The following is a 21,501-nucleotide window of genomic DNA, read 5'->3' as shown; positions in this document are numbered from 1 at the left end:
CATTCGGGCCTTCCTGCCCTTGCGGGTCACAGGATATAGCGGCTCAGATCTTCGTCTTCAGCCAACTCACCCAGTTTTTCGTCCACAAACGCCGCGGTAACCTCGAAGCTGTCGGTAACCTGATCACCTGCCTCGTAAGACAGACTCTCCAGCAGTCGTTCCAGCACCGTATGTAGGCGTCTTGCACCGATATTTTCCGTGGTTTCGTTGACCTTGTAGGCGACTTCCGCAATACGGGCGATGGCGTCCTCTGTGAAGGTCAGTTTGACACCCTCGGTGCCCATCAGGGCTTCGTACTGCTGTACCAGAGAGGCATCTGGCTCCGTGAGGATACGTTTGAAGTCATCCGGGGTCAGTGCCTGCAGCTCAACACGGATCGGCAGGCGGCCCTGTAATTCCGGGATCAGGTCAGACGGCTTCGACAGGTGAAACGCGCCGGACGCGATAAACAGGATGTGATCCGTTCGTACGGAGCCATACTTGGTGCTGACGGTGCTGCCTTCGATCAGGGGCAGTAGGTCCCGTTGCACACCTTCCCGGGAAACATCGGATGAGGTGTTCTCGGAGCGCTTGGCCACCTTGTCGATTTCGTCGATGAAGACGATGCCATTCTGCTCGACGGTCTGGATGGCTTTCTGCTTGATTTCCTCTTCATTGACCAGTTTGGCGGCTTCCTCATCGCGAACGTGCTTCATGGCGTCAGCGACCTTCATCTTGCGAGTCTTGCGCTTATCAGAGGACATGCTCGAGAACATGTTCTGTAGCTGGCTGGTCATCTCCTCCATGCCTGGAGGTGCCATGATTTCAACGCCGGCGCCGCTGTTACGCAGGTCGATTTCGATTTCCTTGTCGTCCAGCTCGCCCTCGCGCAGTTTCTTGCGGAACAGCTGGCGGGTGGAAGAGTCTTCGGTTTTCTGGCTGTCTTCCTTGAAGTCCCGGGGTGGCGGGATCAGGGCATCCAGAATGCGTTCCTCGGCGGCGTCCATGGCGCGATGCTCGTGGCGTTTCATTTCCTTCTCGCGCAGCATCTTGATGGCCATGTCCGCCAGATCACGGATAATGGACTCGACGTCCCGGCCCACGTAGCCCACTTCGGTAAACTTGGTCGCTTCCACTTTCAGGAAGGGGGCGTCGGCCAGTTTCGCCAGCCTGCGGGCGATCTCGGTTTTACCCACACCGGTGGGGCCGATCATAAGGATGTTTTTTGGTGTGATTTCTTCGCGCAGACCACTGTCCAGCTGCATCCTGCGCCAGCGGTTGCGCAGGGCGATGGCCACGGAACGCTTGGCCTCTTCCTGGCCCACGATGTGTTTGTTGAGCTCGTGGACAATCTCACGGGGGGTCATTGCAGACATGCTAGCTCCGGATCAATCATTGGCTGAGAGCACTTCGAGGGTGCGATTGTGGTTGGTGTAGATGCAGATGTCGGCCGCGATATCCAGGCCCTTCTCCACAATCTCGTTGGCTTTCAGGTCAGTGTTTTCCAACAGGGCTCTTGCGGACGCCTGTGCAAACGGACCGCCGGAGCCGATCGCGATCAATCCCTGTTCTGGTTCGATAACATCGCCGTTGCCGGTAATGATCAGTGACGCGGTTTTGTCGGCAACGGCCAGCAGGGCCTCCAGCCGGCGGAGAGCTCGGTCCGTTCGCCAGTCTTTGGCCAGTTCGACAGCGGCGCGGGTAAGGTTGCCCTGGTGTTTCTCGAGTTGGGCTTCAAAACGCTCGAACAGGGTGAATGCGTCGGCGGTACCACCCGCAAAACCGGCCAGCACCTTATCGTTATAGAGCCGGCGAACCTTGCGGGCATTGCCCTTCATTACGGTATTGCCGAGGGAGACCTGGCCGTCGCCACCCATGGCAACTTCATCGTCACGCCTGACAGAGAGTATGGTAGTCATTCTGGCTCCATTTGCCTGATAGAAAACGGTATTCAGCAGTTATGGAGGCGAGGGGGCGGTTTTCAAGGGCGGGAGGAAAGAGAGTCGGGAGGGCAGCTCAGCCCTCCTTGGGAATCTTCCTGACCAGAGGCTGAATGTTGAGATTGACCAGCTTGTCGATAGCCGCATTCATCTGGCTGCGAGAGGTGAAGGGGCCTACATTGACGCGGTACCAGATGCTTCCGCTGTCGAGGTCGATGCGTTTGACCTGTGCACGGAGGCCCTGGAACGCGATTTCAGCCCGCTGCCTTTCCGCATCTTGCTGTTGTCGGAAAGAGCCCGTCTGCACCAGGTAATCAAACGTTTGCTGTCCTGGCCCAGGGGTATATTCCTCGACCTCGGGAGGAACCACCTCCGAGTCAGGAAGCATGTCGTAAAAGCGAAAGCCGGGTTTTTCTTTTGCGGCGGTTTCCGAGGGCTTCTCCTTTACCGCAGGCGGTTCGGCTGTTGTGGATTTTTCACCCTGGCGAGGCTCGGATGTAGGAAGTGAGTTGAGATAGGCAATAAAGCCGATAAAACCACCCACGGCTGCCAGTGACAGAATCCACTTCAATGACAAGCCGCCCCGCTGTGACTTGGCCGCAGCAGGGCGTTTTGGGGGCTGCTTTTGTTTACGCGCAGGCCTCGCGGATTTTGTTGATGTTGCCGGTTTGCTGGCCGTTCTTGATTTGCGGGCATAGTCTCGGGACATGGCCGGGTTAGTTCCTGTTGCTTGCCTGAATATTCAGATCATGAAGCCTGACTTGCTACATTTCGTCGGGAGCGCTCACGCCAAGCAGATCGAGACCATTGGCAATCACCTGCCGCACGGCAAGATACAGGGAAACGCGAGCGTCCCGGACAGCAGTATCCTCGATCAGAACTTTGTGGGCGTTGTAGTAGGTGTGGAACTGCCCGGCAAGATCCCTGAGATAGTGCGTCAGGTGATGTGGTTCCCGCAATTTGGCTGAACTTTCTATAAGCTCGGGGTACTTGGCCAACTGGTTAGCGAGATCCTTTTCCTCGTCGAGCGTCAGTAAGGACAGATCTCCCACGCACTCGTTCAGGCCGCGCTCAACCCCTTCCTCTTTCAGTTTTCTGAGCACACTGCAAATACGTGCATGGGCATACTGAATGTAATAGACCGGGTTTTCATTGGTCTGGGAGCGGGCCAGATCGATATCGAAAGTCAACTGGGAGTCGACTCTGCGAGCTGCAAGGAAAAAGCGGGTGGCGTCGCGGCCTACTTCGTCAATCAGGTCGCGGACTGTCACGTAACTGCCTGCACGCTTGGAAATCTTCACTTCCTGCCCGGACCGGGTCACCATCACCATCTGGTGAAGCACGTAATCCGGCCAACCCTGGGGGATGTCGGCGTTCAGCGCTTGCAGGCCGGCACGAACCCGTGTGACCGTGGAGTGGTGGTCGGCACCCTGCTCATTGATAACCGTGGTGAAACCCCGTTGCCACTTGTTCAGGTGGTAGGCCACGTCCGGCAGGAAATAGGTATAGCCGCCATCCTTCTTGCGCATCACGCGGTCTTTGTCGTCGCCGAATTCGGTGGTTTTCAGCCACATGGCGCCGTCATGTTCGTAGGTATAGCCGTTTTCCTGCAGGCGCTCGACGGTTTCCTCTACCTTGCCATCTTCGTACAGCGATGACTCGAGGAAATACACGTCGAACTCCACGCCAAAAGCTTTCAGGTCCAGGTCCTGCTCACGACGCAGGTAGGCAACTGCAAACTCCTGGATGGCTTGTTGATCGTCCGGATCGGCTTTACCGGTGACTTCCCGGTCGTCCGCGGTAACGGTTTCGCCGGCGAGATAGGCATTGGCCACATCGGTGATGTAGTCACCGCGGTAGCCGTCGGCAGGCCAGTTTTCGTCGTCCGGTGTCAGCCCTTTCACCCGTGATTGCACTGAAAGCGCCAGATTGCTGATCTGTGCGCCCGCATCGTTGTAGTAAAACTCGCGGGTGACTTCGTAACCATTGGCTTCCAGCAAACGACTCAGGCAGTCGCCAATCGCCGCACCACGGCCATGGCCCACGTGCAGGGGGCCAGTCGGGTTAGCGGAGACGAACTCCACCTGGACCTTCTCGCCCTTGCCGTCGTTGTTACGACCGTACCGCCCGGCGTTGTCGAGAATGGTGTTAACCACCTCAAAGGCACTGGCCGTGCTCATGAAAAAGTTGATAAAACCGGGGCCTGCAATTTCAACTTTCTCGACAGCGCTGCTGTCCGGTAACCGTTCCACCAATGCCTCTGCCAGCTTTCGTGGCGGGCAACCCGCCACCTTCGATGCGACCAGAGCAATGTTGCAGGCGTAGTCACCGTGGGATTTGTCCTTGGTGTTGCCTACCTGTGGTGTAAAGGTCTGATCTGCTGGCAAGGTGCCTTCAGATTGCAGGGTCGCCAGCGCAGACTGGAGCAGTTCGGATACGGTCTCTTTCATGCTGTCGGATGACTCGATATACGGAGAGTGGGTTACGGGGCGGGACGCCCTCTGAAACTGAAGAGACGTATTATCAAGGAAAGGGTGGAGGGACTCAAATATGATTGTGGCTCTGGGGCCCGGCCCAGCTTTCAGTCAAGCCTGGGCCCCAGAGTGGCTGTGTCTTCTTAATTGGTGAAGTCGTCTACCGAACAGTCCTGTGCTACGCCATATAGGCCCTCAGTGCCGCCGGGAGGCGAAATGTCGGTGTTACTGAGATCGCTAGCAAGGCATGAAAGGTAGAACCTGGATGTTTCAACACTCTCCGATCCGCCTACGCGAACAGTCGCCGTCAGTTCTATCTGTACCCAGTTACAATGGCTTTGTGGGTAGAGAAGAGAGAAGCTGGCGGAGCCATCACTGGCAGACGTGATTGATGATGAGCTAGTGGCTGCAGAGTTGGTGGGCTCAAGTTTTTCGCTCCCATTGACATCTTCGCCGGGGTCGAGCTGACCATTTTGATTTGTGTCCTCTGCCTCACAAAACTGTGGGTCTGAAGGGGACAGTACCCAGTTGTCGTCAGTTGAGACGGCATATGATCCTTTCCGATAACCAACCGGCAGCGCACTCAATTCGATGTTGGCGTTTTCGACCGGTGCACCATTGGCATCTGTCACGATTGCAACATATTCTTTCACGTATCGAACGGAGTCAGGCTCTTCAATTTCATTGCCGGTGCCGATAGCCAGTCGAAGTGCTTGCCGGGCTACTGTCAGTGTTACAGTATCTGAAATAGATCCATCCACTACAGCTTCAATTTCTACGCCATCTCTACCGCTGGTGTTTGATCCTGCGGTATAGATTGTGGAAGCACGGCCCTGAGAGTCAGTTACGTCGAGGCTAGAGCTTAGGTTGCCCCCGCTTCCGTCTTCAAGGATGCGGAAGCTGATTTCCTGATTTTTTACCAAGTTGTTAGATGCATCGCGAATTACAGCGATAATCTCGCTGGTTTCCCCCAGATCAAGCTGGGTTTTCGATGCTTGAAGATTTATCGAGTCCGGCGTGTTGGCGATAAATTCAAATGAAAGGTCAGCAGAAAGGCCGGAGTTTGGGTCTGTTGCCGTTACGGTAGTCGTCCCAGAGTTGGTTGAGGTAATGCCAATGCTCGCCTCTCCACCGCTGGTGGTTACAAGGCCAGTTGGTGGGTTGAGAGTGCCTCGTGTGGCGGAGAACTGTACTTGAGTTCCGTCAGCTACAGGATTTCCATCTACCTGCCATTCAATTGTGACTTGTTGCTCAACTCCTAGGTCTACTTCGGTAGCCGTATCGGGGGCCGTGAATGCGAAGCTGTCTCCCGCAATGACCACATTCTGCGTAGCAGAAACCTGACTGCTACCGCTATAGGCTGAGGCTGTAATGGTTGCAGTGCCTCCGGTGTTGCCGCCGGACAGTTGCACGTCAACTGAGCCATTGCTGGAGGATGTCAGGTTGGATGCAGACAGGGTGCCCCGATTGGTTGAAAGGGCTATCGGTTGTCCAGAAATGCCGCTGCCATCTGCGTCTGCTAGCGTCACTCTGTAATTGGCTGAGCCGCCGAGAGAAATAGACGAGGGACCTGAGATTGAAATCGAAGTGCCCGATATTTCGACGTTGAGTGATCGGGAGACGCTTCCTGCCTGCGCGGTCACAGTCACTGTTCTGTTTCTTGGGTCACTGTCGGTCGTTAGGGTTGCGGATGCGACGCCAGCCTGATCGGTGATTTGTTGGGTTACCTCCAGAGTTCCGCCGTTATTAGCACTGAAACTCACTGGAACATCCTGCAGAAGAATGCCGTTCGAGTCTTTGATTCGCGCGGTAATGCTTGAGCTGGCGTTGGTGGATGTGTCCAGACGAACCGGGTTGGCTATGAGTTCAACGGTGCCGACATCAGCATCCTCTGAAGGTGTCGTGGGGTCGCCGCTTCCGCCGCTTCCATCAGGTGAGCCGGCGAGCGGGCTAGAATTATCGTCGCCACCGCAGGCCGTCAATATTAGCGCTAAAAATATAGCGCACGCACGTGCAAGGAGTTTCCCTGACATTATCATTTTCTCCAGTTCCCGTTACAGCAAAGGCCAGTTCGAAGCACATTCCCTGCTTGAAATGCGCAAGTTTAAGTATTTTCACAAGTTTGATTATTAGTTTGCTGAAAATCATAGCACAGGATGCGTCTATGCAATGTTGATCGGTATTCATTTTTGAAAAACTTTGTAATCTGATGCGTGGCTTCAGTAAAGGGGAGGTGAGTAAGTTAACCGGTTTCCTGCGGGTCTACGTCAATGGCCCATTTTAGTCCGGCTGGAAGCCGGCTCTGGTCCAGCGTTTCACACAGAACGCCGAGCGTGTGGTTGAGGTACTTTCGATTACTGCAAAGCAGAACCAGTTGAGCTCTAAGGCGATCAGCGCGGCGAGCAATCAGCGCGGGCAGGGGGCCCCAGATCTCTATCTGCTGGTAGCGGGCTTGTTGTTTTATGGTGTCCAGTAACTGCAGGCTTTTTTCCATCGTCTCAGCCTCTGCCCTGAAAATCGCCATTGCACGAAAGGGGGGGAGTTGCCCCGTTTCGCGTTCCGTGAGCAGTTGATCGGCAACGGGGAGATAGTGCCCCTCGGCCAGGGAGTGCAGCAGGGGGTGGTCGCTATGGCAAGTCTGAACCAGTACCTCGCCAGACTTTTTCCCTCGGCCGGCCCGTCCGCTCACTTGCAGTAGGGTCTGGATCAGCTGTTCCGGAGCCCGGAAGTCCACGCTGAACAGTCCGCCATCGGCATTGACGACAATCACCAGCGTCACGTTCGGGAAGTCATGGCCTTTGGCCAGCATTTGTGTACCAACCAAGATGCAAGGGCGCCCACTGTTTACTTTTTCGAGGATGCCCTGGATGCTGCCTTTGCGCTGGGTGCTATCCCGGTCGACCCGCACAACAGGCGTGTCTGGGAACTGTGAGGTTAGAATGTCCTCGGTGCGTTCAGTGCCCTGGCCGACGGGCTTGAACGCCTCGCCGTCACATTTGGGGCAGTGGTCTGTTGCGGCGGTCTGGAAGTCGCAGTGGTGGCAGCGCATGGCCCGGTCGCGGCGGTGGTAAGTCAAGCGTGTGTCGCAGTGGGGGCACTCCACCATATGGCCGCAGTCGAAACACATCATGACCGGAGCGAATCCTCTCCGATTCACGAATACCAACGCCTGTTGCCCATTGCTGAGGCATTTCTCGATGGCTTGCAGGGCAGGGCGGGAAAGGCCACCTTCCAAGGGGCGGCTGCGGATATCCAGCAATTTGATGGTTGGGGGTCTGGCGTTTCCGGCCCTTTCTTCGAGTCGGATCAGGGCGTATTTGCCAGACAGGGCATTGTGGTATGACTCCATGGAGGGTGTCGCCGAGCCGAGGATGACGGGGCAATTGTTCAGGTGGGCGCGATAGACCGCGGTGTCCCTGCCGGAATAGCGGAACCCTTCCCCCTGTTTATAGGAGCTGTCGTGTTCCTCATCCACGACGATGGTTTTCAGATCGGTAAAGGGGAGCAATACCGCTGAGCGAGTGCCGATCAGGATGACCGGCTCGCCATTGCGGATTCTCAGCCAGGTCGAGAGCCGCTCGCTGTCTTTTAGAGCCGAGTGCCATACTGCGATACGTGGTCCGAAATAGAACTGGAAGCGGGCTACGGTCTGCGGTGTCAGATTGATCTCAGGTACCAGGACGAGCGCCTGGTGCCGGTCGTCCAGGTGAGTCTTCAGGTAATGAAGGTAGAGCTCGGTCTTCCCGCTGCCTGTAATGCCAAATAGGAGCGCTGTCGCGAAACCGTTGTCTGGCGATGGAAGTTGGTTGGCGGCTTCTTGTTGGGCTGGAGACAGTACGGGGATACGATTCCGGGTTTCCTCTGTTACGCCATCTGGGGTGGGTGGCGTGGTCTCGCGGATCAGTTCTTTTTCCTGAAGGCTTCGGATTTGCGACTGCGTGAAACCGGCCCGCACAATCTGCTTGCTGCCTGCGCCGCCGGGTTGGCGGTTTAGCCACGCCAGCAGTTCTCTCTGTCGTGTTGCGTTGCCGGGCAGCAGCGCCGGATCGCCGCAGGCTTGCCAGTAGGGATCGGCATTCTCCACGGCAGGTCTGCCGCGACGGAGCGCTGGTGGTAGTGCGGTAAAAAGGCACTCTCCTAGTGGGTGCTGATAGTAATCAGATGCCCAGCTAAGAAGGCGAAAGGTTTCCGGGGGCAGTGCTGGCCACGCCTCGGCAGCGGACCGGACGGGTTTAAGGGTGATGCCCTCCGGTGGTTTTGCGTCTGTTTCGACCACCAGCCCGGTAGCCGATTGACGTCCGAAGGGGACCGTTACACGCTGGCCTGGTTGCAGTGCAATGTGATCTGGCACCAGATAATCGAACAGCCGCCGGATAGGGCGGTTCAATGCTATACGCGCAGTTCGGGGCACATGTGGCTCCATGGCGATGAAGGTGTCACGGTATCTGCCTATCCTTTTAAGGAGCTGAAAACCGGCGTGTCCCGTGTCGGGCGGGATGATATGACGGTCCGGGGCTTGCCTGATACCGCATTTGCAAGTAAGATTCGCGGTCTGTTTCCGGCAGGGCATGATTGTGCCCCGTCTTCTCAATTGATTCAAACATGCGGTGCCCGACACCCGGATTGCTATGAAAACCAGGCAGTCCCGTGATCTGGTAGCGGCATGACCGATAGAGGTTCGCCATGAAAGAAGGTATTCACCCCAAGTATGCCGAGATTACCGCTACCTGTTCCTGCGGTAATGTTCTCAAGACACGTTCCACGTTCACTCAGGACCTGACTCTGGATGTGTGCTCCCAGTGTCACCCGTTCTACACAGGCAAGCAGAAAGTGATGGATACCGGTGGCCGTATCGACCGTTTCCAGAAGCGTTTCGGTGGTCGCATCGGTGGCAAGAAAGCCTGATTCGAATGTTGATAACGAAAAAAGCGCCTTGCGAGGCGCTTTTTTTGTATCTGCAGGCTCGTCCTGAAGGGCGCGTCTGATGCGAATGTATACGCAAAAAGCCGTATTGACTGATTAGCGAGTGGTCAAACGGGCCTTGTCTGATGCAGTCCTTCGCGCCATAATGTCGCGCTCCGCTGGGCAAGGCCCGGTGGCTTATTACCTCTTAAACGTGACAAACGGAACAGTGGCAATGTCTCAAGATCTGAAAGAAGCAGCCCTTGAATACCACGCCAAGCCGCGGCCTGGTAAGCTGAGTGTGGAAATCACCAAGCCCACCAAGACCTCCCGCGACCTTTCGCTGGCGTACAGCCCCGGGGTTGCCGAGCCGGTCCGCGAGATCGCTAAGGACCCCGAGAACGCATACAAATATACCGCCAAGGGTAACCTGGTAGCCGTGATTTCAGACGGCACTGCAATCCTCGGTCTGGGTAACCTCGGTCCGCTGGCGAGCAAGCCGGTTATGGAAGGCAAAGGCGTACTGTTCAAGCGCTTTGCTGGAATTGATGTGTTCGATATCGAGGTCAATTCCGAAAGCCCCCAGGCATTCATTGAAACGGTCGAGCGTATTGCTGATACCTTCGGCGGTATCAATCTTGAGGACATTAAGGCCCCTGAGTGCTTTGAAATCGAACGTGCGCTGATCGAAAAGTGCAGTGTACCCATCTTCCATGATGACCAGCATGGCACCGCGATCGTAACAGCTGCGGGCATGATCAATGCCCTGGAGTTGCAGGGTAAGAAAATCGATGAAGCCAAAGTGGTTTGCCTCGGAGCTGGCGCAGCGGCTATCGCTTGCATGAAGCTGCTGATCAGCTGTGGCGTTCGGTCCGAAAACATCTACATGCTGGACCGCAAGGGCGTGATTCATTCCGGTCGCGATGACCTGAACCAGTACAAGGCAATGTTTGCCAACGAGACAGACAAGCGTACGCTTGATGACGCTATGGACGGTGCCGATGTATTTCTTGGTCTGTCCGGCCCGGATCTGTTGAGTGCTGAGCAGCTAAAACTCATGGCGCCGAATCCGATTGTGTTCGCCTGTTCCAATCCGGATCCTGAGATCAGTCCTGAAGTGGCATTGGCTACTCGTGATGACCTGATCATGGCTACTGGCCGATCGGACTACCCGAACCAGGTGAACAACGTGCTCGGCTTCCCGTTCATTTTCCGTGGTGCTCTCGACGTGAGGGCGACTGCGATCAACGAAGAAATGAAAGTGGCGGCGGTTCATGCGATTCGCGAGTTGGCGAAAGAGCCGGTTCCGCAGGAAATCTGTGAAGCCTATGACGTTGCAAGTTTCGAGTTTGGGCGGGAGTACATCATTCCCAAGCCGATGGACGTGCGCCTGCTGGAAGTTGTTCCGGCGGCAGTCGCACGCGCGGCGGTTGACTCAGGCGTTGCTCGTAACGGCTACCCGGCCCATTATCCACTGAAATCGATGGACGATATCATCTGATATAGCCCAATCGAGTTTCGGAAACACAAAAACCGGCGATTGTTGAATCGCCGGTTTTTTTGTCGGTGGAATTCCCCGTCCAGCTTGCTGGTGTCAGAAGATCTGTCTCGACAGGTCATCGCTGCTGCCATTGTTGCTGCCACCCGATGAATCATCTTGTGGGTCAAGTGGTGGCGGGGCATCTTCCTCGCGGAATATTTCGAACATGGCACCTTCTTGTCCCGGTCTTGCACGCCGGCCTGTTTCAGGGTCGATGCGGATGTTAACGATGCCATTGGGTCTCGCCATCAATGACGATGGCTCGCCATTTAGTGCCACTTTCATGTAATCAAGCCAGACGGGCAGGGCAGTGCTGGCGCCGAACTCTCGGCGGCCAAGAGGTTGTGGTTGATCAAAGCCAACCCATACTGTGGTGGCTACGTCATGGTTGAAGCCGCCGAACCAGGTGTCTCTCTGTTCATTGGTGGTGCCGGTTTTGCCGCTGATGTCATCCCGTCCCAGGGCCTGAGCGCGTCGGCCGGTGCCTCGTCTGATTACATCCCGCATCATGGAATGCAGGATGTATACCGAGCGTTCATCGGCCAGACGCCTGGCAATGCGAACTTCTTTCTCGTCGTCGGAGTTGTTCTCCTGTTTCTCTGTGCAGTTTTCATCGCAGAGTTTGACGTCCGGTGCTTCGAAGATTGTTTCGTTGTTGATGTCCGAAATCTGGCTGATGAGGTAGGGCTCGACATCGTAGCCGCCGTTGGCGATTACTGCGAACCCTCGGGCCAGGTCCATTGGTGTCAGAAGTCCGCTGCCCAATGAGAGTGACAGGTCTTTTTGCATGTCTTCCGTGGGGATCTGAAGCTGCTCTAGGTAGTCTATGGTGTTCTGGATGCCCAGGTCCCGAAGCAAGCGTACTGACACCAGGTTACGGGACCGGTACAGGGCTTCTCTCAGGCGAGTAGGGCCGTAAAACTGTCCTGATGAGTTTTGGGGGCGCCATGTGGTCTCCAGTTCGGAGTCGTCAAACACTATAGGTGCATCGTTGTAGATGGTTGCGGGTGTCATGCCGCTTTCAAGCGCACTCAGGTACAGGAATGGCTTGAAGGTTGAGCCTGGCTGCCTTCTCGCCTGGGTGGCGCGATTGTATTTGTTCTGGCTGAAGCTGTATCCGCCGGCGAGTGCTTCAATGGCGCCGGTTTTTGCGTCAAGGGAGATTAGTGCGCCCTGCACCTCGGGTACCTGGGAGAGGGCAACGCGCCTGACTTCGGCGATATCCAGGGCTTGCTGTTCATCGCTTTGCTCCTGGGTGTCAGATTCATTTGGCTGCTCTGGGGTCATCACCACCATGGGCTTTACATAAACGATGTCACCCACAGTGACCACGTCAGATGGCTTTTCTGGTTCGGGCCCGGTCAGGTTTTCGGTTTTGTATCGTTTGGCCCAGGTCATTGTGGAGAATGCCATTACGGACTCGCCAAGCTGGCGGGCGTAAAGATCAACTTCGCTGTCTTTGTCTCTTACCCGGGTTACAACTGCAGGCACGAGTTCGGCTACGCGGGGGTAATTCGCCATCAGGTTGCCGAGGTTGTCCGGTTTCAGCTGATCTTCATCCACCTGTCCAATGGGGCCGCGAAAGCCATGACGCCGGTCATACGCTTCCAGTCCGGCCCTGAGTGCCCTGGTCGCCTCCTGCTGTTTCTCGCTCTCGACAGTCAGTCTGACTTCGTAGCCGTCGGTGTAGGCGGCATCGCCAAACCGCCGGACCAGCTCAGCCCGGGCCATTTCCGCAACGTGGTCCGCATCAACTTCAGTGGACGGTGCGTTAAAACTTGCAGTCAGCGGAGCGTTGGTCGCCAGTTCATAGGCATCATTAGTGATGTATTGAAGGTCGCGCATGCGACCGAGTATCCAGTCACGGCGGATCTGTGCCCGTTCGGGGTTTGCCAGGGGGTTATAGGCTGAGGGAGCTTTTGGTAGTCCGGCAAGCATGGCCATTTCTGCCAGAGAAAGCTCGGTCACGGGTTTGTCGTAATAAACCTGGGCGGCGGCGGCAATGCCGTAAGCTCGATTGCCCAGGTAAATCTTGTTGAGATAGAGCTCCATGATGCGGTTTTTGTCCAGTTCACGCTCGATCTGAAGAGCCAGAAGTATCTCGTTGAACTTGCGAATAAACGTCCGATCGCGTGACAAAAAGTAATTTTTTGCAACCTGCATTGTGATGGTACTGCCGCCGGACTGGATCTCGCCGGTGGAGACCAGTTCGATGGCAGCCCGCATCAGGCCTTTAAAGTCGACCCCGAAGTGTTCGTAAAAACGGGCGTCCTCCGCTGCCATAAAGGCATGTAACTGAATTGTAGGGATCTGTTCTATTGTGACCGGTGCCCTTCTCTTTTCACCGAATTCTGCTATTAATTTGTCGTCTGCGCTGTAGACCCTCAATGGGGTCTGCAACTTGATGTCCAGGAGTTGCTCAACAGGAGGCAATCCGGGGCGGAGATATAGGTAAAATCCTGACGCCACGATTGTGGCGAGACTGAGTCCAGTGAGAAAGAGCCATGCAAACAGGCGAGATGTACGCAACAAATGAGACATTTTTTTCTGACAACTGTTGGATATAGGTCTATCATTTGAGAAATTGCTTTAGGAAGGGCTAGCCGCTTCCCGGGTGCAATGCTTCTCAATTAAAGAAGAACGAGCATTGTAGACGGAAAACTAAAGAAATTCTCTTAAATAAAAAACACATATGAAAGAACTCCGTCGGGAGTTTTCATAACCCGGTGCATGTAACCAGGTATAGGGTGAGCGCGTGTTCGGATTGTTAGGAAAAAAATCCAGTTCGGTGCTGGGCGTGGATATCAGTTCCAGCTCGGTCAAGTTACTGGAACTATCGAAGCAGGGCGACCGTTACAAGGTCGAGAGCTACGCAGTGGAGCCGCTACCGGCCAATGCTGTGGTAGAGAAAAACATCACGGATGTCGAGGCGGTGGGCGAAGTGCTCAAACGTGTCGCGTCCAAATCACGTACGAGCGTCAAGCAGGTGGCTGTGGCCGTCTCCGGTTCCGCCGTTATTACCAAGCTGATCCAGATGGACGGTGGTCTTAACGAGTTTGAGATGGAAGACCAGATCACGCTCGAGGCCGATCAGTATATTCCCTATCCGTTGGATGAAGTGGCAATCGACTTCGAGGTTCAGGGGCCCTCTGAGGCTAACCCGGATCAGGTCGATGTACTTCTGGCTGCGTGTCGCAAAGAAAACGTCGATATTCGGGAAGACGCTCTGGAGATTGCTTCCTTGACCACCAAGATTGTGGACGTCGAAGCATACGCACTCGAGCGGGCATACGCCCTCATCGAGCCTCAGCTTGATTCCCAGGGTGAAGAACTCGTTGTGGCGATCGTCGATATCGGCGCAACCATGACCACACTGAGCGTGTTGGCTGAAGGCAAGACGGTTTACACTCGCGAGCAGATTTTCGGGGGGAAACAACTCACCGAGGAAATTCAGCGTCGTTATGGTCTGTCCCTTGAAGAGGCCGGCCTTGCCAAGAAGCAGGGTGGCCTCCCCGATGACTACGACTCCGAAGTGCTGACGCCTTTCCGGGAAGCGGTAGTTCAGCAGGTTGCGAGGGCGCTGCAGTTCTTCTTCGGCGCAAGCCAGTACAATGCGGTTGACTACGTAGTTCTGGCTGGCGGCACGGCATCTATCCAGGGGCTGACAGAAATGGTCGAGGAAAAAACGGGCACACCCACGCTGGTTGCAAATCCGTTCGCGGACATGGCAGTGGGATCAAGGGTGAATGCGTCTTCGCTGAGCAATGATGCGCCTTCACTCATGATTGCCTGTGGGCTGGCAATGAGGAGCTTTGACTGATGGCAAAGATTAACCTCAGACCCTGGCGCGAAGAACTCCGGGCGGAGAAGCAAAAACAGTTTGTGGTGATGATTCTGGGGGCGGCCTTTATTGCTGCTGGTCTGACCTTTCTCTGGAAAACCGATATGGACAACCGTATTGCCTACCAGGAATCCAGGAACGCCTACATCGAGACCGCGACCAAACAGCTGGATAAGCAGATCAAGGAGATTGAAAACCTTAAACGCAAGCGTGATGAGCTTCTTTCGCGGATGCAGGTTATTCAGGATCTCCAGGGTAAGCGTCCGATTATCGTGCGGGTCTTTGATGAGTTGGTTCGTACGCTGCCGGACGGGCTTTTCTACACTAGCCTTACCAAAAAGAGTGAGCGGGTTGAGATTGTTGGGATGTCGGAATCCAACAGTCGGATTTCAGCGCTGATGAGGCGTTTTGAGGAATCTGACTGGTTCACTGATCCCAATCTGTCAAATGTGTCTGCTGCCGATAACCAACGTGCCGGGTACAGTCAGTTCAATCTTTCGGTAAAGCAGCAAACACCAGAGCCCGAAGGGGGGGATAAGTAATGAGCCTCGCGGACTCACTGAAAAACCTCAATGAATTCGATATTAACGACTTGGATGTCAATAATGCCGGCATCTGGCCTGCGCCAGTCAAGGCCATCGTGGCGATCATCATCTTTGGCCTGATTCTCGGCGGTGGTTATTGGTTCTTCATCAAGGACCAATACGCTCAACTGGAGCGAGTCGAAAAGACGGAGCAGGAGTTACGGAAACGCTATGAAGACAAGGCATACCAAGTAGCAAATCTGGAAGTGTTCAAGGCGCAAATGGAAGAAATGGAAGAGACCTTCGGGGCACTGGTGCGTCAGTTGCCGAGTGAAACCGAGGTGCCAGGACTTCTTGAAGATATCACCAACACAGCGTTGGGCAGCGGTCTTGAGCTTCAAGAGGTTAAGTTGCAAGGCGAGCAGCGGCGCGACTTTTATGCAGAGCTACCGATCAATATTCGGGTTACAGGCTCCTATCATGAATTGGCGACGTTTGTGAGCAGTGTGGCAAGTCTGCCTCGCATCGTGACGTTGCACGACCTAACGATAACACCAACAGGCGGTGATGGAGAGCAGCTGAATATGCAGGTTCTTGCACGTACCTACCGCTACCGGGCTGGAGAATGAGCATGGCGAGACAGCATGCAATAAAAGCCTGGATGAGTATTTGTCTGGTATCTTTCCTGACTGCGTGCTCCCAGGGAAGTGGTTTTTCCGATCTTGACAAGTTTATGGCGGACACTCGAGCTAAGCCTCGGGGGCATGTCGAACCCTTACCAGAGTTCAAGGCGTATGAGGCTTTCAGCTATTCTGCAGCGGATCGCAGAGCGCCCTTCGAACCGCCGATTGATATCCAGCTCACAATGGTTGATCAGGAACCGGAAAGCGATATCGAGCCGGATCTGGATCGGCCGAGAGAGGTTCTCGAAAATTTCGATTTGAAGGAACTCTCTATGGTAGGCACTTTAAGTGACGCATCCGGGAGCCTTTTTGCCCTGATCAAGGATGGTATGGGCGGCATTCATAGGGTGCGCACCGGAAACTATGTAGGGCAGAATTACGGCCGGATTATTGGCGTCAATGAAACCCGGGTTGAACTGATTGAAATCGTTCCCAATGGCCGGGGCGGGTGGGTCGAGCGTCCACGCTCGCTGTCGCTGGATGAGAATGAGGGCTAAGGGAGCGGCATTATGATTATTGAAAGAAACATGCATGAACAAAAAAGTTTGGGGTCGAGGCTAGCGATGTTCAGAAAACTCAATGTATACGTCGGCGTGATTGCTTTTGGGTTGTTATCCGGCCTGGCCAATGCGGTCACGCTGGAAGACGTGTCGTTTTCGTCGCTGTCCGGGGATCGGGTCGAGGTGACGCTGGCGTTTGACGGCCAGCCACCAGAACCGACCGGGTACACGATCGAGCGACCTGCCAGAATCGCAGTGGACCTCCGGGACACGACCAGCGGTCTCGACAGTCGCAACATCTCGCTCGGGGGAGGTAACGCCCAGAGCATGACGGTTGTCGAAACCAAGGATCGCACTCGCCTGATCTTCAACCTGGCAGAGCTGGCTCCCTATGAGACGGTGCGTACCCAGAACAGCCTGGTCGTCACAATCGGCAGTCAGGGTAGTGGTGTCGCAGCGTCAGGCTCGACTTCTTCCTCTACACCGATGACTACTGCATCGGGAGGACAGTCGGTCTCATCGGCAGGCAACGACCTGGCGGGAGTCGATTTTAGGCGTGGGCAGAATGGCGAAGGACGCGTGATTGTAGATCTGGGTAGTGCCAATGCATCCGTGGATCTGTCCGAGCTCGGGGGCAAGATTCGCTTGACGATGGACGGTACCAGTGTGCCGGACAATCTTCGTCGCCGCCTTGATGTTACCGATTTCGCGACACCGGTAACCCGGGTTGATACCTACACGGAAGATGGTAATGCGGTTGTGGAAATTCGTCCGGAAGGCAACTACGACTACATTGCCTACCAGTCCGGTTCGCAGTTTACCGTCAGCGTGGAAAGGCTGACAGAAGAGGAAGCTGAGTCTCGTCGAGAGGAGAAGTTCCCGTACACCGGCGACAAGCTCTCTCTCAACTTCCAGGACATCGAAGTTCGTTCGGTATTGCAGTTGATTGCCGACTTTACTGGTCTGAACCTTGTTGCCAGCGATACGGTCAGTGGCAGCATCACGCTGCGTTTGCAGAATGTGCCCTGGGACCAGGCTCTGGACCTGATCCTTAAGACCAAGGGATTGGACAAGCGTCAGATTGGTAACGTACTGCTGGTTGCTCCGGCCGATGAAATCGCCGCCCGTGAAAAGCTTGAGCTGGAGACGTCCAAGCAGATCGCTGAGCTCGCACCGGTTCGCCTGGATATCATTCAGGTGAATTACGCCAAGGCTGCCGATGTCGTTGAACTGATTAGGGCGGATGAAGAACTTATCTCCTCTCGGGGATTCGTCTCTTCAGATGCGCGTACCAACACGATCAGTGTTCGTGAAACTTCGGAAAAGCTTGATGAAATTCGCCGCCTGGTTTCGACCTGGGATGTTCCTGTTCGTCAGGTTTCCATTGAGGCTCGAATTGTAAGAGCGCAAACCAACGTTGCCGAAAATCTCGGTGTTCGTTGGGGTGGTGCCGCCTACGATGTCAGTGGTGATAACGTTTTCTCAGTGGGTGGTTCGCAGAACGCGGTTGAGGAGGCGCGTCAAGCCGCTGGTGGTACCAACAACACGATCACTTTCCCGGACGCTCTGGCGGTAGATTTGGGTGTCACCGGCCAAGGTGCTTCCTCATTTGCCATCGGTTTGGGCAGTGATGATTTTCTTGTGGACCTGGAACTCTCTGCACTGGAGAGTGACGGGCAGGCGGAAGTTGTTTCCCAGCCCCGCGTTGTTACTGCCGATCGCCAGACCGCCAAGATTAAGTCCGGTGAGGAGATCCCTTATCAAGAGGCTTCTTCCAGCGGTGCGACGTCAGTATCTTTCAAGGAAGCGGCGTTGGCTCTTGAAGTAACCCCTCAGATCACCCCGGATGACAAAATCATCATGGATCTGGTGGTTAATCAGGACTCCCGTGGTGAAGTGACCGCCGGTATTCCTGCCATCAACACTAATGAGGTAACCACTCAGGTGTTGGTTGGAAATGGCGAAACCGTCGTTCTGGGCGGTATTTTCCAGTCAGAGGTTACTACGACGACTACCAAGACTCCGTTCCTGGGTGATATTCCCTACCTCGGCCGCCTCTTCAAGCGCACCGAGCATGTTGATGAGCGTAGCGAGCTGTTGATCTTCATCACACCGAAGATCATCAAGAGCGACCTGATTCAGTAATCGGGTTGCATCCGACAAAAAAACCGCCGTGTTCCGCACGGCGGTTTTTTTGTCGGTTCATTTCCTGAAACTTATGGAAAACGTTACCCTGTGATATTCTCACGCGCCGGAATGTAGATGAGCGGAAGTTATGTCCTTGCCAAAACGAGTTGTCCTGGTCGGCCCAATGGGTGCGGGAAAAAGCACAATTGGTCGCATGCTGGCCAAAGAGCTGGGCTATCGCTTTCTCGATTCCGATCGGATTATTGAAGAGCGGTGCGGCGCCAATATTCCCTGGATCTTCGACGTAGAAGGGGAAGACGGCTTTCGGCATCGTGAAACGGCCATGTTGGCTGAACTGTCGGAATATCCACAGACAGTGCTGGCGACGGGCGGTGGCGCGGTGATGAAAGAAGAGAATCACGCGCATCTTAAACGCGATTCCGTCGTGGTGTACCTGAAAACCTCGATTGAGCAGCAAGTTGAAAGAACGAGGCGGGATCGCAATCGTCCCCTGTTGCAGAATGACGACCCCGAGGCGGTCCTTAGAAATCTGTTTGCCGTGCGGGACCCTATCTATTCGCTCTTGGCCGATGTCGTCATGTTTACTGACCGCAAGAGCCCCAGACTGGTCGTACGGCAATTGGTGAACCGGATTAATCCGAGGACACCTCGCCACAAAAGGCAAATACGTAAGGAAGGCAGAAATCATGCGTGACTCACTGCGGGAGTTGACGGTTGAGCTGGGCGATCGAAGTTACCCAATCGTTATCGGTCAGGGGCTGCTGGGTAGCTATGATCTGAGTCCCTTTGTCTCTGGTTCACAAGTCATGATCGTCACCAACGAAACGGTTGCGCCCTTGTATCTTGAGTCAGCCCGAGCCTGTTTCCCTGGAAAGCAGGTAGATACGGTTGTGCTTCCAGACGGTGAAAAATACAAGGATTGGCAGACGCTAAACCGTATCTTCGACGGTTTGCTGGAGAAGCGTCACTCCCGCAAAACCACGCTGGTTGCTTTGGGGGGTGGCGTGGTTGGGGATATGACCGGGTTTGCCGCCGCTTCCTACCAGCGTGGTGTCTCTTTTATCCAGATCCCGACGACATTGTTGTCGCAGGTGGACTCCTCGGTCGGAGGAAAGACCGGTATCAATCACCCGTTGGGCAAGAATATGATCGGTGCCTTCCACCAACCGGAAGTTGTACTGATCGATACCGACAGTCTGAGGAGCCTTTCTCCAAGGGAGGTGTCTGCTGGCCTTGCGGAAGTTATCAAGTATGGCCTGATTCGGGACACCGATTTTCTGGCCTGGCTTGAGAAAGAAATTACGTCGCTCATTGATCTGGAAACAACAGCCCTGGTGGAAGCTATCTATCGCTCATGCGCCTGCAAGGCGGACGTTGTAGCAAAAGATGAAAGAGAAGGTGGTTTACGGGCAATACTCAACCTTGGGCACACGTTTGGTCATGCCATTGAGACCTTCGCTGGATACGGCAACTGGCTGCACGGCGAGGCTGTTGGTACTGGCATGATGATGGCTGCGGATCTTTCCTTGCGCCAGGGTATGATCACCGAAGAGGATCGTGCCAGGGTTGTGCGCATTATCGAGAGAGCCAAGCTTCCGGCGCTTGCACCCACGGGGATGTCTCCCGATGATTTTCTGCGATTGATGGCAGTCGACAAGAAGAATGTGGATGGTTCGTTGCGCTTGGTCCTCCTTCGCAGGCTCGGGGATGCTGTGGTGACGGATGCGGTGGATAGGCGAGAACTGGATGCCACGCTTCGGGGCTTTTGTAGAGAAGTCTGAACAGGTATTGATCTGGGATAAAGCAGGGAATGACGGTGAACAACGAAGGACTCAATAGTCATGACGGTGGTGGTTTGTTTCCGCGACTCCAGGAGCGTTATGGGTTAAGGGCCGATCCGTTGGATATGGAAACACCCTTCTTTCCGGATGCCTCTCGCCACCACGCCCTGGAAACGCTTCGTCACCTCTGTGGTTTTGGTGACCTCGCTTTGCTTCTCACTGGTGATGTGGGAGCGGGCAAAAGTCGGTTGCTTGCGGAACTGGTGAGAAGTGAGTCTTCCCGTCTGGATTTTCATCGGGTACCAGCTGCGGCGCTGACGAGTACTCAGGCGCTGTCACGGGCGCTGCTCGGTATTGCGCACAAAGGGTTGAATCCTGGCGAAGGTGCGCGTGACGCCATTTACGGCTTTTTCCGATGGTCTGAAATCAGGGCTCGGAAGGGGCAGCGGATGGTCCTGCTGATCGATGATGCGGATCGTGCACCCACCGAGCTACTGAGATTGTTGTTTTCTGCTTTTGAAGCCGCAGATCGATCTGCGGCGGCGGTTCCTGTGTTCAGTGGCAGCGGGCGGTTGATTGAGATGCTTGGGTTGTCAGGGGACGGTGCCGGCGTGCATCAGGTTCATCTTCGCCCACTGACAAAAGAAGAAGTCGCCGCTTATCTCGAGCCCCGAATTCACCGAGCTGGTGGTAAGCCCAAGGAGTTGCTGTCGCCAGGGAAATTGTCACAATTACACAGTTTGAGTCAGGGGAGTTTTTCCCGTCTCAAGCGTGTAACACCAGCCGTATGGTTGGATATGGCATCGACCGGAGGTGGCGCCAAGCGGACGTTTTCGATGCCGATTAATCTGCGTTGGCCCGCGCTGGCCTTGGTCATACTCGCTGGTTCCTGGTGGCTTGTATCGCAGCAGTATGACGACTCTGTTGCAAGGGAGCAGTCAGAACCTGAGCCGGAAACCGTACGCAAAAGCATCACCATCGGCCCTGACAGCCCGGATATTGAACCGATTGAGACCGACGTAGAGTTGTCGGAACCGGTCGTCGAGACCAAGTTGCCCAGCGTGGAAGAATCTGATCAGGCTGTTCCAGAGCCAGAGCCAGAGCCAGAGCCAGAGCCAGAGCCAGAGCCAGAGCCAGAGCCAGAGCCAGAGCCAGAGCCAGAGCCAGAGCCAGAGCCAGAGCCAGAGCC

Annotated in this window: 17 protein-coding genes; 10 read left to right on the top strand and 7 right to left on the bottom strand. The window is 55.1% G+C overall.

The annotated features are described in order from the left end of the window. Nucleotides 1–26: 26 nt before the first annotated feature. The 6 genes from hslU to AXW11_RS16435 all read right to left on the bottom strand — a co-directional run bounded on the left by hslU (nucleotide 27) and on the right by AXW11_RS16435 (nucleotide 8,816). Nucleotides 27–1,355: an ATP-dependent protease ATPase subunit HslU gene (hslU, locus tag AXW11_RS16460; protein ID WP_036203558.1), complete on the bottom strand. Its 1,329-nt coding sequence runs from the start codon at nucleotides 1,353–1,355 to the stop codon at nucleotides 27–29. Between the two features lie 12 nt (nucleotides 1,356–1,367). Beyond that, nucleotides 1,368–1,898, bottom strand: a complete 531-nt coding sequence (gene hslV / locus AXW11_RS16455; protein ID WP_007154624.1) for an ATP-dependent protease subunit HslV — start codon at nucleotides 1,896–1,898, stop codon at nucleotides 1,368–1,370. 97 nt (nucleotides 1,899–1,995) lie between these two features. After that, on the bottom strand, nucleotides 1,996–2,628 hold the full coding sequence (locus tag AXW11_RS16450; RefSeq protein WP_041335814.1) for an SPOR domain-containing protein: 633 nt from the start codon (nucleotides 2,626–2,628) through the stop codon (nucleotides 1,996–1,998). Between the two features lie 55 nt (nucleotides 2,629–2,683). Beyond that, nucleotides 2,684–4,369, bottom strand: coding sequence for an arginine--tRNA ligase (gene argS / locus AXW11_RS16445; protein WP_041335810.1), 1,686 nt, complete (start codon nucleotides 4,367–4,369; stop codon nucleotides 2,684–2,686). A 167-nt stretch (nucleotides 4,370–4,536) separates the two neighbouring features. Further along, nucleotides 4,537–6,426: an Ig-like domain-containing protein gene (locus tag AXW11_RS16440; protein ID WP_157665621.1), complete on the bottom strand. Its 1,890-nt coding sequence runs from the start codon at nucleotides 6,424–6,426 to the stop codon at nucleotides 4,537–4,539. A gap of 209 nt (nucleotides 6,427–6,635) precedes the next feature. Further along, nucleotides 6,636–8,816 (bottom strand): primosomal protein N', encoded by a 2,181-nt coding sequence (locus AXW11_RS16435; protein ID WP_091643466.1) that lies wholly within the window; start codon nucleotides 8,814–8,816, stop codon nucleotides 6,636–6,638. A 260-nt stretch (nucleotides 8,817–9,076) separates the two neighbouring features. On the opposite strand from AXW11_RS16435, the gene rpmE reads away from it, so the two are divergent. Further along, nucleotides 9,077–9,298 carry a 50S ribosomal protein L31 gene (rpmE, locus tag AXW11_RS16430; protein WP_007154619.1) on the top strand — a complete coding sequence of 74 codons (222 nt, stop codon included), beginning with the start codon at nucleotides 9,077–9,079 and terminating at the stop codon, nucleotides 9,296–9,298. 232 nt (nucleotides 9,299–9,530) lie between these two features. Beyond that, entirely contained in the window at nucleotides 9,531–10,796 is a 1,266-nt protein-coding gene (locus tag AXW11_RS16425; protein ID WP_036203569.1) for a malic enzyme-like NAD(P)-binding protein, read from the top strand. 93 nt (nucleotides 10,797–10,889) lie between these two features. On the opposite strand, the gene AXW11_RS16420 is transcribed toward AXW11_RS16425, so the two are convergent. Then, the gene (locus tag AXW11_RS16420) at nucleotides 10,890–13,376 is read right to left on the bottom strand and encodes a penicillin-binding protein 1A (RefSeq protein ID WP_075195819.1); all 2,487 of its coding nucleotides are present in this window, start codon (nucleotides 13,374–13,376) and stop codon (nucleotides 10,890–10,892) included. 214 nt (nucleotides 13,377–13,590) lie between these two features. Between AXW11_RS16420 and AXW11_RS16415 the strand changes: the two genes are divergently transcribed. The 8 genes from AXW11_RS16415 to AXW11_RS16380 all read left to right on the top strand — a co-directional run. Next, entirely contained in the window at nucleotides 13,591–14,655 is a 1,065-nt protein-coding gene (locus tag AXW11_RS16415; protein WP_036203576.1) for a pilus assembly protein PilM, read from the top strand. Continuing rightward, the gene (locus AXW11_RS16410) at nucleotides 14,655–15,218 is read left to right on the top strand and encodes a PilN domain-containing protein (RefSeq protein WP_041335802.1); all 564 of its coding nucleotides are present in this window, start codon (nucleotides 14,655–14,657) and stop codon (nucleotides 15,216–15,218) included. The genes AXW11_RS16415 and AXW11_RS16410 overlap by 1 nt, the downstream gene beginning before the upstream one ends. Then, entirely contained in the window at nucleotides 15,218–15,829 is a 612-nt protein-coding gene (locus tag AXW11_RS16405) for a type IV pilus inner membrane component PilO (RefSeq protein WP_041335800.1), read from the top strand. Before AXW11_RS16410 ends, AXW11_RS16405 begins: the two co-directional genes overlap by 1 nt. A gap of 2 nt (nucleotides 15,830–15,831) precedes the next feature. Beyond that, the gene (locus tag AXW11_RS16400; protein ID WP_036203584.1) at nucleotides 15,832–16,380 is read left to right on the top strand and encodes a pilus assembly protein PilP; all 549 of its coding nucleotides are present in this window, start codon (nucleotides 15,832–15,834) and stop codon (nucleotides 16,378–16,380) included. Nucleotides 16,381–16,446: 66 nt separating this feature from the next. Continuing rightward, nucleotides 16,447–18,528 (top strand): type IV pilus secretin PilQ, encoded by a 2,082-nt coding sequence (locus AXW11_RS16395; protein ID WP_177190642.1) that lies wholly within the window; start codon nucleotides 16,447–16,449, stop codon nucleotides 18,526–18,528. Between the two features lie 130 nt (nucleotides 18,529–18,658). Continuing rightward, on the top strand, nucleotides 18,659–19,225 hold the full coding sequence (gene aroK, locus AXW11_RS16390; RefSeq protein WP_036203590.1) for a shikimate kinase AroK: 567 nt from the start codon (nucleotides 18,659–18,661) through the stop codon (nucleotides 19,223–19,225). Next, nucleotides 19,218–20,312: a 3-dehydroquinate synthase gene (gene aroB, locus AXW11_RS16385; protein ID WP_036203593.1), complete on the top strand. Its 1,095-nt coding sequence runs from the start codon at nucleotides 19,218–19,220 to the stop codon at nucleotides 20,310–20,312. The genes aroK and aroB overlap by 8 nt, the downstream gene beginning before the upstream one ends. A 29-nt stretch (nucleotides 20,313–20,341) precedes the next feature. Next, nucleotides 20,342–21,501: ATP-binding protein (locus AXW11_RS16380; RefSeq protein WP_286792482.1), on the top strand; the 1,160-nt coding region annotated here is incomplete at its 3' end.

The sequence above is a fragment of the Marinobacter sp. Hex_13 genome (assembly GCF_001566815.1).
GTDB classification, from domain to species: Bacteria; Pseudomonadota; Gammaproteobacteria; order Pseudomonadales; family Oleiphilaceae; genus Marinobacter; species Marinobacter salarius.
This window is presented reverse-complemented; position numbering and strand designations above follow the sequence as displayed.